12 protein-coding genes are annotated in these 13,804 nt (G+C 60.6%); 8 read left to right on the top strand and 4 right to left on the bottom strand.

What is annotated here, in order from left to right:
- Nucleotides 1–32 precede the first annotated feature (32 nt).
- Entirely contained in the window at nt 33–2,501 is a 2,469-nt protein-coding gene (locus tag VGN62_RS08015) for a CoA transferase (RefSeq protein WP_327452551.1), read from the bottom strand.
- A gap of 705 nt (nt 2,502–3,206) precedes the next feature.
- Entirely contained in the window at nt 3,207–3,692 is a 486-nt protein-coding gene (locus tag VGN62_RS08020; RefSeq protein WP_327452553.1) for an arsinothricin resistance N-acetyltransferase ArsN1 family B, read from the bottom strand.
- Between the two features lie 199 nt (nt 3,693–3,891).
- Between VGN62_RS08020 and VGN62_RS08025 the strand changes: the two genes are divergently transcribed.
- From VGN62_RS08025 to arsH, 5 genes are read left to right on the top strand one after another with little or no spacing between them, the layout of a single operon-like run.
- Entirely contained in the window at nt 3,892–4,221 is a 330-nt protein-coding gene (locus VGN62_RS08025; protein WP_327452555.1) for a metalloregulator ArsR/SmtB family transcription factor, read from the top strand.
- A gap of 30 nt (nt 4,222–4,251) precedes the next feature.
- Entirely contained in the window at nt 4,252–4,773 is a 522-nt protein-coding gene (locus tag VGN62_RS08030) for an arsenate reductase ArsC (RefSeq protein ID WP_327452557.1), read from the top strand.
- Nucleotides 4,770–5,201 (top strand): arsenate reductase (glutaredoxin), encoded by a 432-nt coding sequence (arsC, locus tag VGN62_RS08035; RefSeq protein WP_327452559.1) that lies wholly within the window; start codon nt 4,770–4,772, stop codon nt 5,199–5,201. The genes VGN62_RS08030 and arsC overlap by 4 nt, the downstream gene beginning before the upstream one ends.
- 10 nt (nt 5,202–5,211) lie before the next feature.
- Nucleotides 5,212–6,288, top strand: coding sequence for an ACR3 family arsenite efflux transporter (gene arsB, locus VGN62_RS08040; RefSeq protein ID WP_327452561.1), 1,077 nt, complete (start codon nt 5,212–5,214; stop codon nt 6,286–6,288).
- Entirely contained in the window at nt 6,285–7,043 is a 759-nt protein-coding gene (gene arsH, locus VGN62_RS08045; protein WP_327452563.1) for an arsenical resistance protein ArsH, read from the top strand. Before arsB ends, arsH begins: the two co-directional genes overlap by 4 nt.
- A gap of 339 nt (nt 7,044–7,382) precedes the next feature.
- Here the strand turns inward: arsH and VGN62_RS08050 are convergent, their stop codons facing one another.
- A complete protein-coding gene (locus VGN62_RS08050; RefSeq protein ID WP_327452565.1) occupies nt 7,383–8,663 on the bottom strand; it encodes a hypothetical protein in 1,281 nt (426 codons plus the stop codon).
- A gap of 363 nt (nt 8,664–9,026) precedes the next feature.
- On the opposite strand from VGN62_RS08050, the gene VGN62_RS08055 reads away from it, so the two are divergent.
- The 3 genes from VGN62_RS08055 to VGN62_RS08065 are packed head-to-tail and all read left to right on the top strand — an operon-like array spanning nt 9,027 to nt 12,832.
- Entirely contained in the window at nt 9,027–9,206 is a 180-nt protein-coding gene (locus VGN62_RS08055; protein WP_327452567.1) for a hypothetical protein, read from the top strand.
- Between the two features lie 37 nt (nt 9,207–9,243).
- Nucleotides 9,244–12,114: an HsdM family class I SAM-dependent methyltransferase gene (locus VGN62_RS08060; protein WP_327452569.1), complete on the top strand. Its 2,871-nt coding sequence runs from the start codon at nt 9,244–9,246 to the stop codon at nt 12,112–12,114.
- A gap of 1 nt (nt 12,115) precedes the next feature.
- Nucleotides 12,116–12,832, top strand: a complete 717-nt coding sequence (locus tag VGN62_RS08065; RefSeq protein WP_327452571.1) for a hypothetical protein — start codon at nt 12,116–12,118, stop codon at nt 12,830–12,832.
- A 186-nt stretch (nt 12,833–13,018) separates the two neighbouring features.
- Here the strand turns inward: VGN62_RS08065 and VGN62_RS08070 are convergent, their stop codons facing one another.
- Nucleotides 13,019–13,768: a hypothetical protein gene (locus VGN62_RS08070; RefSeq protein WP_327452573.1), complete on the bottom strand. Its 750-nt coding sequence runs from the start codon at nt 13,766–13,768 to the stop codon at nt 13,019–13,021.
- Nucleotides 13,769–13,804: the final 36 nt, after the last annotated feature.

Raw genomic sequence — 13,804 nt, forward strand, 5'->3', positions numbered from 1 at the left:
GTCCCGCACCAAATGCGCCGAGCGGTTCGCGATCAGGTGAGTATCCCGGCCGCTTCGAGCGCCTCGATCGTCGCCGCATCCAGCCCCAGAATGTCTCGCAAGACATGCGCGTTGTCGCGCCCGTAACAGGGCGCGGATCGTGCGTATTCGGCGGGCGTGCGCGCGAGCTGGAATGGCGACGCCTCGACGACGGCGGTGCCCGAGAGAGAATGCGGCAGATGGACGAGGTGATTACGCGCCACAATCTGAGGATCATTGCCAAATTCTTCGATCGAAACCAGACGATGCGCGGGGATGCCGTTTTCCTGCAGAAGCTGTTCGATGACCGTGACCTCCTGCTGCCTAGCCCATTGCTCGAGCCGACGTTCCAAGGCGTCCTCGTCGCTCTTCCGCCCCTGGAATGTTTTCCATGCGGGCTCGTCGATTTGCGCGATCGCCGCAAGGCGTTCCCATTGCGCATCCGACTGCACCGCGATTGCGATCCAGCTATCCTCGGCATTGGTCCGGAAAACGCCGTGCGGGGCCATGGCGAGGTCCCGATTGCCCATCGGTCCCTGAACATTTCCCGTAACCGATGTTTCTGCGATCTGGGCGGCAAGGAACTGGACGCCAGCTTCGGTCTGCGACACGTCGAGCCAACATCCCCGACCGGTACGCCGACGATGGTCCAGCGCAGCCAGCGTGGCGGGGATACCGAAGCGCGGCGCGACGAAATCCGTATAGGGGCCATAGGGTCCAACCGGGGTCGCCCCCTCCATTCCAACGAGATTCTGGAAGCCAGCGATCGCTGCGCCATGGTTGCCGTAACCCGAGTAGCTGGCGAACGGTCCTGATTGACCGGTCAATGACGTACTGACCATGACCAGACCCGGATTATCTCTTGCCAGCTCGTCATAAGACAGCCCCCAACGCGCCATCTGCCCGGGCGTGAAGGATTCAACGAGGACATCCGCCCAGCGCGCCAGCGAACGCACGATGTCACGTGCTTCCGGCTTGGACAAGTCGAGCGACAGGCCGAGTTTTCCGGCGTTGCAGGTCTCATAGAGGGCGGATCGCTGCACATCATAATCGCCCGCTGGGAATGGTCCCATCAATCGCGCCGTCTCGACACGCTTTGCCGACTCTAGTCGGATAACCGTCGCGCCATAGTCGGCGAGATTTCGGCCGATGAGAGGGCCAGCCACGACCCAAGCAAGGTCGAGCACCTTGAGCCCGGCGAGGGGTTGCAACGAGGGCTCGGCTGCGATTTCTTCGGGCTGGCTGGTTGCTGACCATTCGCCGAGAATTTGCGCGCGATCGGCATCAAGCCTCGGCGCGGCAGTCGGGCGCGCGAATCCGTCCGGGCATGCACCGCCGAAGCCCCAAGGCAGCGAATAGTTTCCTTCCGGGCCGGCCACCGTGGCGAGGAAGCCGCGCGCCGCAAACTGTTCGCTCGCCAGCAGATCGGCAATCGTTTCGATCGGTGCGATACGGATGCCGCGATCGAGCGCGATCTGCATGAGGTTCGCTTTGCGGAATCGCGCGAGGAAGGCCGACACATGGCGGCGAGCCTCCTCGAGCATTTCCCAGCTGATGTCGCTTTCGAGCCGTCCGTGCAGCGTCGTCCAGTCCCAGTCGTGAAAGGTCTCGGGAAGCGCGGACTCCTCGATCATCCAAGCGAACAATTTATTGGTCGACGGACCGGTCGCGGGTCCCATCGCCAAGTGCATTTCCGCAAGCCCGTCGGCAATCGGCCACTTCGATCGCCGGGTAAGCGAGCCGCTTCCGCTGAGATCCATTGGCCCACCCTTGCCGCCCGATAATGTGGCGCCGGGTCGGGGCACGAAATTCTCATGACCGATGGATTCGGCAAGCACCGCGCCGAGAGTGCATTGCGGAAGGGTTTGAAGAATGGCGAGATCGATATGCTGCCCCATTCCACTGCGCCCGCGCTCGGCATGCCCGATCAGGGCAGCTCCGGCGGCGGTTGCAGCGCCGTGTAGATAGGCCTGAGGGGCGCTGAGCCGAAGCGGCCGGCCCTCGTTGTCGCGGGTGAGTAACAGTGGCCCGCCCGCAGCCCAGAGGATCAGTTCGCTGTCCAGCCAGTCCTTTTTGGGGCCAGTGAGGCCGTAAGGCGTGATGGATACGTGAACGAGCCTGGGATTAAGCGCCGCCACTGCAGCCGGATCGAGCCAGTCCGGGCGACCGTCACTGGGAGCGGTGGAATCAAGCAGAATATCCGCCGACCCTAGCAACTTCGCCCAAGTCTTCGAATCCGTCGCCGGATCGCAGACAATCGAACGCGTCCCAGAGGCGTAGGCGGCCCAATAGAACGAGTCTTCACCTTGACTCCAATCGGGCGCGAAAGGAGGCTGAAGTCGACCATCACTGCCGCCTGGCGGCTCCATATGAACCACATCTGCACCCAGTTGGGCCAAGATGTGCCCGGCCAGCACACCGCGATGATCCGTGACGTCCAGAACCCGATATGGCGAGAGAAAGCCGCTATGGTTGTCTCTCATCCGTATCATCCTCCCTTCGCGGGCGTCCGAGAACCCTGCGGTGTTGTAATTTGCGCACCATAATGCCCCGCCCCCACACGGGTCAACACTTGCTTGCGGCAAGCTATTAGAATTCAGGCTTTCGCATATATTCGGCCGTGCCGTCCCAGGGGCGTTGGTAAAAGCCTAGCTGTCGAGAAAGGGGAGATTGGTCCGATTGGGCTGGCCCCCGCGAAAACTGGCCCTGACCTTTGCCCCGGTGTCACGGGCGATGCTTATCCGTAACGCCAGGCACGACGATCATCGAATTGAAACGCTTCAAGGCGGATGGATCGATCCAGCGCCGCCTGAAAAGGTTGTCAAACTGGTCATCTGGTTTCCGACGCTGAGCGCGTCTGACACGTTGCAAAACGAGGTTTGCTCATAATTTGATGTCGGCGAAATGTCGTCACAGAATGCCCGATGACCGGGATCAGGTCGAAGCTGCAGTGTCGTGGTCGCGCTACAAGCCACCGCTATGAGTCGGCGACAATTGAGCCCGCCAAGTGCAAGGGCGCGCTGATCAAGGTTGGCCGGTTGCGGTCAGTCCGCTTCTAGACTTGGAACGCACGAAGCAGACGCTCCTATTGAGATCCACGAGCGGCAATTCGATTGGCGATTGAAATCGTGCCTGGAGGCGGCCGCATGAAATTCAACGAGCCGCGCGCTCTAACGCTCACAGGTCGCTTACAGCAATCGTTGCCACCAACCGACATCATGCCAAGCATCGAACTTTCGTCCGACTTCGCGGTAAATGCCGACCAGCTCGAAGCCCATAGCTTCATGCAGGCCGACGCTTGCTTCGTTTGGCAGCGCGATGCCGGCAAAGGCAGCGTGATAACCCATGCTTGCTGCGGCGGGCAGCAGCCGGGAGTATAAGGCGCCCGCCACGCCCCTCCGTTGCGTTCCGGGCGCCACATAAACTGCTACATCGATCGATGTCCTGTATGCCGCGCGAGTGCGATGCTCAGAGGCGTATGCGTAGCCGACAACCTGCCCCTCCACTTCGGCAACGAAATAGGGATGGTGCGGCAGAATAGTGGCGATACGCCTTTCGATCTCCGTAATGTCAGGCGGCACTACCTCGAAGGAGATGGTGGTGTCACTGACATACGGCGCGTAAATGGCCTGAACGGCTGGCGCATCACCCATGACTATTTGACGCACATGCATGGTTGTACCGCTCCGGAATCAGATTTTGTCCAGACTGGCGTGCCACTTCCGGGCAATCAAGGCATTACGCCCTCTGTTGCGTCTGGCACATGTAGAGGCTGCCCGGCCGCGGGCCACTCCTTCGCACGCCAACATCCGTACGCATCGAATATTTCCGATGGGCATTGACGCGAGAAAACCTATCGGATAATTCCGATGCATGAACACGGACACCGCCCTTGCCGCGCTCGCCGCGCTGTCTCATCCTACCCGTCTTGAAGCTTTCCGTTTACTGGTTCAGCATGAGCCTGAAGGACTGTCGACCGGCCAGCTCGTGGATGCCTCGGGGCTAACCCAAAGCACGTTCTCCACACATCTTGCGGTCTTGGCAAAGGCCGGCTTGGTCAAATCGGAAAAGCGCGGGCGTCAGTTCATCCAACGCGCGGAGATCGATGCGCTGAAGGGTCTAATGCTCTTCCTCGCGAAAGACTGCTGCCAGGGCCGCGCCGAACTGTGCGAACCGCTCCTCGCCGAACTTTCCTGCTGCTGATCGGCGCGACCTGCGCCGAGGGAGATTTTCATGGCCGACAAGATTTACAACGTGCTGTTCCTGTGCACCGGCAACAGCGCGCGCTCGATCCTCGCCGAGGCCTTGTTGAACCGCGACGGCAAGGGGCGCTTCCGCGCATATAGCGCGGGCAGCTTCCCGAAGGGCGAGGTCCACCCCCAGGCATTGGCGCTTCTCGGCGAACTCGGCTTCGAAACCGCCGAACTCCGCTCGAAGAGCTGGGACGAGTTTTCCGAACTCGATGCCCCGGTCTTCGATTTCATCTTCACCGTCTGCGACAATGCCGCCGGCGAGACCTGCCCGATCTGGCCGGGCAAGCCGATGAACGCACATTGGGGAATCGAGGATCCCGCCGCGGTAGAAGGCCGCGGCCAGCGCGAAGCTTTCGAACATGCCCTGCATTATCTCTCGAACCGCATCTCGCTCTTCCTCGCGCTGCCGCACGAAAGCATCGACGAGATGGCGATGGACCGGAAGCTGAAGGAGATCGGCCGCACCGAAGGCGCCACCGGCGGACAGGAGGCGGACGCATGACCGCCGACATCGTCATCTACCACAATCCCGAATGCGGCACGTCGCGCAACACGCTCGCGCTCATCCGCAATACGGGGATCGAGCCGCATGTCGTCGAATATCTGAAGACGCCGCCAGCACGCACGCTGCTCGAACAGCTGATCCAGCGCGCCGGCATTAGCCCGCGAGACCTGCTACGCGAGAAGGGCACGCCTTATGCCGACCTCGGTCTCGGCAACGAGAGCCTCAGCGACGCCGCGCTTATCGATGCAATGATGGCCCACCCTGTCCTCATCAATCGCCCACTCGTGGTGTCGCCGCTCGGGGTCAAGCTCTGCCGCCCGTCCGAAGCCGTGCTCGACATCCTTCCGGCCCGCCAGCACGGCGCCTTCGCCAAGGAAAACGGCGAGCAGGTCGTCGATGCCGCCGGCAATCTCGTCCAAGAATGAGGGCAGCAACATGACCACTGCCGCGAAACGCGAACGCCTGTCGTTCCTCGACCGCTATCTGACGCTCTGGATCTTTCTTGCCATGGGCCTCGGCGTGTTGCTCGGGTCGGTCTTCAAGGGGCTGCCCGCCGTGATCGACGCCATGTCGATCGGCACGACGAACATCCCGATCGCCATCGGCCTGATCCTGATGATGTATCCGCCGCTCGCCCGGGTGCGCTACGATGAGCTGCCGCGCGTGTTCGAGGACAAGCGCGTACTCGCGATTTCGCTGATACAGAACTGGATTATCGGACCCGTGCTCATGTTCGCGCTCGCGGTCATCTTCCTCGCGGATAAACCCGAATATATGACCGGCCTGATCCTGATCGGTCTCGCCCGCTGCATCGCGATGGTGATCGTGTGGAACCAGCTCGCCAAGGGCGACAATCAATATGTCGCCGCGCTCGTCGCCTTCAACTCAATCTTCCAGATCCTCTTCTTCAGCATTTACGCCTGGTTCTTCCTGACCGTCCTCCCGCCGCTGTTCGGCCTCGAAGGCAGCGTGATCGACGTGAGCTTCTGGACCATCGCCGAGGCGGTCCTCATCTATCTCGGCATCCCCTTCCTCGCAGGATATCTCACGCGCCGCTTCCTCGCCCGCGCGAAAGGTGACGAATGGTACGAGACGCGCTTCCTGCCCAGGATCGGCCCGATCACGCTCGTCGCGCTGCTGTTCACGATCGTCGCGATGTTCAGCCTCAAGGGCGGCGAGATCGTCACCATCCCTGCCGACGTCTTCCGGATCGCAATCCCGCTCACCATCTACTTCGTCGTGCAATTCCTTATCAGCTTCTGGATGGGGAAGCTGATCGAGGCCGATTATCCCCGCACGACGGCAGTCGCCTTCACCGCGGCGGGCAATAATTTCGAGCTCGCGATAGCGGTCGCCATCGCTGCCTTCGGCCTTGCTTCGCCGGTGGCCTTCGCCGCGGTTATCGGCCCGCTCGTCGAAGTTCCAGTCCTCATCCTCCTCGTCAACGTCGCCCTCCGCCTCGGACGCCGATGGTTCCCGGCGACCACGCCTTCAGAAGCCCGAGTATCATGACAGAACAGACCCATCACCGCTTGCGGACACTCTCCGACCCGGACCATCTCCCGGCGCTCAGCCCCGAATATCTTCGCGCGCAGCCCGCGCGCGGCCTCGGACCGCTCGATCCCGCGCCGCGCATCCTTTTGCTCTATGGCAGTTTGCGCGAGCGTTCTTATTCGCGGCTCGTCGTCGAGGAGACAGCGCGCCTGCTCCAGTTCTTCGGCTGCGAGACACGCATCTTCGACCCGTCCGACCTCCCTCTGCCCGACCTGATTGCCGACGACGACCATCCTGCCGTGGAGGAACTTCGCCGACACTCGCTCTGGTCCGAAGGCCAGGTCTGGTGCAGCCCCGAGCGCCATGGACAGATCACGGGCATCATGAAGGCACAGGTCGACCATCTTCCGCTCGCCTACAAGGGCCTCCGCCCGACGCAGGGGCGTACGCTCGCGGTGATGCAGGTGTCGGCCGGGTCACAGTCGTTCAACAGCGTCAATACGCTCCGCATCCTCGGCCGCTGGATGCGGATGATCACCATCCCCAACCAGTCGAGCGTCGCAAAGGCGTACCAGGAGTTCGACGAAGCCGGGCGCATGCTGCCATCGAGCTATTATGACCGGATTGTCGACGTTGCTGAGGAGCTTGTCCGCTTCACCGTCCTCACCCGCGGGCATGCCGACCAGCTCGTTGACCGCTATTCGGAGCGCAAGGATCGGAAAGAGCAAGTGGTGACGCCAGCCGAATTAGCTGGAATTCCGGGCACCCGTTGAACATTTCTGGCCGTTTGGAGACAGGCAGCTTTTAGGTGCCAAACAAAGAGAGCTGACGTTCCGATGCAGTCTGGAACGCTCGCTCTCTAGGATAACTGACGTTAACTCGGGGTCAGCTGCCAACCACAATACGCCGTCCCGATTTAGCGCTCGGGATGTCGCTTGCGCCGAAAGCTGGCGGAGAGGCCGCGAGAAGTGGCGGATTGGCAATGCGCACAACACGGCCGTCTATCAATCTCAACATCAATCCTCAGAGCATCCCGCTGATCAGGCGAATAGCTGACCCGTCAAGCAGCGCCGAAGGTCTTTGGTTTGGTCAGTTGGGTTGGGCATCCTGCGCTAGCTAGCTGACGAATCCTGTAGGAACAGCACCTCGGAATCGCTGCGAAGCCAACGACGTTCGCCAAACATGTAATTGTGGATCTGCTCGACATCGAACTGCTGGAACGGGCCGAAGGTGTCCATCATCATCGCGCGAGATGATTCCAAACCCTCTCGTTGGCTGTCCGCGATCCAAGACAACGATACAAACTCATACGCGACGCGCGCGACCAACTGCTGAGCGATGCCAACCACGCCCCCGGCTTCGTGAATGCAATGAAGAGCATAGTCGCTCGCTGGGTCAAATTCGATCTGCCAACCGGGCGCGGCCATCTGCCTGCACAGTTCGTCCATGCTCGCCCCGACGATGATAAAGATGTTGCCCTCGATAAAATCTAAAAGGTGATGGGACTCCCGGATGGTGAGGATGAAGGGCGTGTAGGGTGCCCAAGCAAAATCGTTCTTGTCGCCGTTCAGAGTCCAGAACACCCACCGCTCGTGGGCGAACGGCTCGAAGATCGCTGAATAGTCGGGCCGCGCACCAGCTATTACCGCGTAAGCAATGCCCGGTTCCGGGCGAGAAATCGCAAAACCTGTCCTTTTGGCTTCAGCGATGCACTCGTTCAGCGCTTCGACATTAGTGCGCTCAGGGAGGGTGACCGCTTGCCGCATCGTCTCACCAGGCGCTCCTCGGTAGCCCACCGCACGATCAGTCTCCAAGAAGCTGCGTAGCTTCTCCATCTTCTCGGCTTGCCGCCTCCCTCGACCCCCTTGCTTCGGGCTGCTTTTCACCTCGATAGGCACGGGATCGGAAGCACCAAGTAGACAAACATCGCCATAGCGGATGGTGTTGGTAATGTCGGAAAGGACTGCCGGCACCTGATGCTCAAGGGCACTGAATAGGCACTTCAACTCGCTAACCAATCCCTCTTTGCCGCGGATCATCCCGGCATCGCGTTTTATGGCGAAGTGGTCGGTGTCATAGTAGGCGTGCTTGATCGCGAACTTGTCGAGATAGATGAACGCCAGCGCGTCCCCACAGCATTTCCAGATGTAAATCTGCTTGGCGTATCCGTTGATGAATCCCGCTGTGCGCTTGACCTTTGTTCTAAGCGCCTTGCTGATTTCCTTCGATCCCCGGCCTGTTTTCAATTGCCGGATCAGTTCCTTGTGCGCAGCGCGATGCTTGTCTTGCATCCGCTCTGCGCGAATGATCTCCTTCAAGACGAGGAGGTTTAGGGCTTTGACCGAAGCAAAATCGTCGTGATCCGCTTCAATTGTGCGGAGCAGCCTTACCATTTCGAAGAACGGCTTCTGTCGCCGACCTACCATCATTAGCGTTGTTCCGACCTTAGGTTAGAAGGGCTTACCGTTATCCCAAGCATCGCCAAATGGCGATCGCGGAGGCGGCAATGAGCCCTTAGCCACAATTTGCACCGAGCAGGTTCCTTAGTGCATTTGTTCCCTATTTGTTCTATTCCGGCATTTGAATCGGAGACCAAATTCGAGGACGACGCGTGCTCACCATTCCCGGGTTCCTTATTTCTGGATATCCAGATTTCTTGCAATCCACATTTGTGGATTGCAAGAAAGGCCGATTTCTGTATTTCTCCGCCAGATGCGAACCGCCCAGGGCGGGCCGCAATGGGGAGGGGGCGCCTGATGGTCGACAAGCAGATCGTGGACGGTGGTACCGCGGATGGCGAAAACAAGTCGCTCAATTTCAAGGTGAGCGCCGACTTCAAGAAGGACTTCAAAGGGTTCGCCGTCGCGCAAGGCATGACGATGACAGACCTTCTCAAGGAAGGCTTCGCGCTAACGAAGAAAAAGCGGCAGAAGTGATGCTGACGGCGCCGTCGCGGCTGACCGGACTCCGGCGATGACAGCGCACGCGCCCGATGCGGCGTTCGCTGGCGCCGAATGGTTGTTTTCGATCGGCCGCGGGGATGTCCCGGCCGTCGAAGGATTGGTTCCGGTTGCCTCGTTGGATCGCGAAGGGCAGAATCCGGATGTCGTAGCCATGATCGAGCGTGCGGCCAGCTATGGGGCACGCGCGGTCTTCTTCGAGGCGCAGCGACAAGGACGGGCCCCGGTCGCGCAGGCGTTCGTCTTCGATACCAAGGACCATCCCGACGACGAAAAATTTGCCGAGCTTCACAAGCGACTATGGAGCTGGGGCGGCGTGCCGCTAGTCTATCGCGCAGGACCGGGCGTCATACAGTTGTTTCGCTGCGCACACGAGCCGGATTTCGTCGGCACGGACGATCGTCCTATATGCAATCCGATCCGCACGCTGGAATTGGGCGCGGCGATCGCGGAGCAAGACGTCTGGTGGGACGCGCAACGAATCCGCAATGGCGCGATCTGGGATGACCCCGACGCCTGCCTGCTCATGCTGTCCGCGACCAAGTCTGCTCACCGCAAACTGGTCGCCGGGGTCCGCGCGCTCGCCATACAGCTTTCGGACAGCGAATTGCTTGACCCGGCGCTGCGCCGCCGGCTGCTCATCCTGTCACTGCTTATCGCATATCTCGAAGAGCGACTGGTCTTGCTCCCCCATGATTTCGCGAGCGCCCTGCCCGGTGCTTCTCGCTTCTTCGAGGTTCTTGCCGACGGTCCGGCGCTGATCAGGCTACTCGAATCGCTCGAGGCAAGATTCAACGGCCATGTCTTTCGACTTCGCGACAGCGAACGGGCCGCCTTGGTCAAAACTTCCGATCTCGCCCGCTATGCGCGATTGGTGCAGGGCTCTGAAGATGAAACAGGCCAGCTCAGCTTCTGGCGGCTGTATTCGTTCCGAGACCTGCCGGTCGAGCTGATCAGCAACATCTACCAGCTCTTCGTGAAAGACGAGGCCAGCTCCATCTACACGCCGCCGGCGCTTGTTCGACTGATGCTCGAGGAGGTTCTCGATTGGGATCGGATCGACGCGCTGATGGAAAGCGAGGGAGTCATCCTCGATCCGGCATGTGGTTCGGGCGTTTTCCTCGTCGAGGCGTACAAGCGGCTCGTGCTCCATTGGCGTTCGCGCAACGGATGGGTGCATCCCGGCGTGGAAATTCTTCGCGGGCTGCTCCAGCGCATTCATGGCGTCGATCTCGAAGAAGGCGCGGTCGAACTCGCAGCATTCAGCCTCTGCCTCAGCCTGTGCGACGCCTTGAAGCCGGAGGATATTCGCGCAAGCGTAAAACTATTCCCACGCCTTGCCGGCGAGACGCTCCATTGGAGCTGCTTTTTCGACGCGAAGAAAAATGGCCTTGTCGCGCAGAAGGTCGCGATCATTGTCGGCAACCCGCCCTTCGCCTCGTCGCTGACGACCAAGGGTGCTCGCGATTGCGCCGCGTCGTACGCGAAGGAATACGGCCCCCTCGCCGACAAGCAGCTCGCCTACCTGTTTCTCCACGAAGCTATGGCGATGGCGACGAAGGGTGGCATTCTAGCAATGATCGAGCCGTCGGGGTTCCTGTACAACCAGAATGCCCATTCGGTCCGCCAAGCGTTCTTCAAAACCTGGCGTGTCCGCGAGCTATTGGACTTTGTGTCCGTCCGGGGACTATTTAAAAAGGGAAACGCCGATCCGAAGATTGTCGTTGTAATCGCAGAGGCGGAAGATCCCGAAGTCGACGGCCGCCTCCTGCACGCAGTTTTCCGACGCAACGGCCGGGCCACCGCAGAGCAGGGATTCGACATTGACTATTACGATCTTCACTGGATCCGCAACATCGATGCCCAACAGTCGCGGGACATCTGGCGGGCCAATCTGCTGGGCGGCAGCCGGGCGCACGATCTGATCAAGCGGCTGCGCACCTATCCCACGCTGCGGCAATTCGCCGAACAGCGGCAATGGGATTTCGGCGAGGGCTATATTGCGGGACAAAAGGGTATCTCGCGCCCCGCCACCCATCTCATCGGCAAACCGCTCCTTCCCACCAGCGCGCTATCCAGCGCCGGTCTCGACACGAGCAATCTTGCTGTCGTGCCCAAGCAGCCAATCAAGGATACGAAGACGGAGCGTCGGTTTACGCCGCCGCTCCTGCTCATCAAAGAGCATGAAGATCTGCACCACGGGATGTGGACGGGTCACTATCTTACCTATAAGCACGAGATCGTCGGCCTTGCGGCACCACGCGGTCAGCTCCCTCAACTCGCGGCGATCGGCGAGTGGCTTGAACGGGAGTCGGTAGCTCTGCGAGCCTATATCGCGGGCATCAGCCCCCGCCTGTTTACGCAGCGTGCGACGGCGATCCTGAACGCAGACGTGCTTGCCCTACCCTATCCCGAAAGCGGGAATCTGGATCTCAGCGATAACGAAAGGATCATTGCTGAAGACATCGTCGAGCATCAGCGCGATTTCATTCGGCTTGGTACGGGTGCCGCCATCATGCAGGCAGCCCCGCCGGCGGCCCTTGAAGCCTTCGACAAGGTGTTCACGCGGCAGTTGAATTCGATCTATTCGCGTAAGCCGCTGCGCGCGCTTCCCGCACAAAAATGGTCCGGCGCGATTTGCCGGGCCTTTGCGTTCGGTGATGGCCAAGTCGATTGGACGGGTGCCGATGAACTACGCATCAAACTCGACAGCTTGCTGCGCGAGCGGCGGGGCTCGAGCCTGACGATCACGCGGATTACGCGACTGTACGACAAGGAATTCGTTTTTCTGCTTAAACCCGACCGGCACCGTTTCTGGACCCGATCGGTCGCTCTTCGCGATGCCGACGATGTTCTCGCCGATCTGCGAGGTCAGGGTTTCTGATATGCTGGCCGACGACGGTGAAAGCGTTGGTCATGCGGGTTCGCTTGACGCCGGCGTGCATCTTCCCGGCGAATGGTTCTCATCCCTGATCCGCTTCCTACGCGATGCCCTTCCGGGATGGCGCGACGATCCTGCCCGCGAAACGGCGACAGGGGAGACGAAGTTGACCGCGCAACTCTGCGCGCGCCTGGCCAGCCTGACAAGGCACACTCCGGGATGGGATTTTCTTCAGTTCCGGCGCGAGGAGCCCGACGAAACCAGCGGCAATCGCGCAATCGATCTCGCCGTCGCGCCCTGCGGCGATGTCATATGGATCGAAGGGCGGGCCTACACCGAGTATCAGACCCTGCTGCCCGTGGAATGCAAGCGCCTCCCCACGCCTCCTGGCTCTGACCGCGACGAGCGCGAATATCTGATCAGCCGTTTCAGCAGCGCGGGCGGAATCCAGCGGTTCAAGGCGGGCCACCATGGGGCTGCGCACAATCGCGCGGCGATGATCGGGTACTTGCAGGCCGAAGATTGCGCCTTCTGGCGAACGCAGCTCGATAGTTGGATCAACGGCATTGTGGCGGAGCCGGTGGAAGGATGGTCCGAAAGCGACAAGATCACATTGCACGACCATGACGCCGGAGCGCGTCTTGCCGCTCTGCAGTCCAACCATGTCCGGAAGCCTGGCCTAGCGCCAATCCTCATCGATCACCTTTGGATCGAAATGTAGGTCACGCGTAAAGGCGTATGCGATCCGGAGCAGCCCGCTCCCCGAGACGACGATCGACAAGTTCGATCAACTTCCAAAGGCGCTCGAGATCAACGCCGCCGATCTTGCACTCCGCCGTCAGCCTAAGATTCCCGTCGCCTGAAGCGTCGGGCGGGAGGTCATTGCGCCACCGATCCCGGACCGCTCTTATGAATCGGCGTCCCGCTCGAAGTGTAGTCGCGCGTGCTGCCCAGCCGCTTCAAGCACCTCGTCAATGAGTGTGAAGATGCGGGCGACGAAGGTATCCGACATGTACCAGACCCAAGGCCGGCCATTTGTCGTCGCCGACTGGAACCAGCCCGCCGGCCAGTTTTTGACGCGGTTTCCGAAGGACTCACGCTCCTCAACCGGCCACTCGAATCCGTTGTGGAGAATCTTGTTACGGTAGCCGAACAGCGCTTCGAGCACGGCTTTCAGATCGGTGGGAAAATGCGGCTCGAGACCCGACGCCGCGGCGAGCTGGAGGATTCCGGTGACGATATCGTCGCGGACCTCGCTCTTCCCATAATAATAGTGCGCATCCCAGAAGCGCGCGACCGCGCGGACCGAGCGCTCGGAATCCGGATCGTGGCCGAGAACATCCTCGCCCATCTTACCGATCCCGCGATAGATACCGACGAACAGATTCTCGACGAAGGGCGCGAGCATGCCCACGGCGGCGGCGCTGCGCGCAGCATCATGATAGACCGAGGTATGGACCTCGTCGGTCCACATGCCGACGAGATGATCGCTACCGATCTCTTTCGCGCGCTGCGCAAGCCGTTCGATTTCGTCAGATTGCTGCGTCGCTGCGGTGCGTGCGGCGGCGAGCGCGCCGCGGATCGCGATCAGCTGGGCGTCGAGGTCGAACTCTTCGAAATAGAAATGCGCGTAATCGCGGTTGGTCAGTTGGAACATGAGACGATGATAGCCATGCGGCGCCAATAAAAAATG

The sequence above is a fragment of the Sphingopyxis sp. genome, from assembly GCF_035998905.1.
Taxonomy (GTDB): domain Bacteria; phylum Pseudomonadota; class Alphaproteobacteria; order Sphingomonadales; family Sphingomonadaceae; genus Sphingopyxis.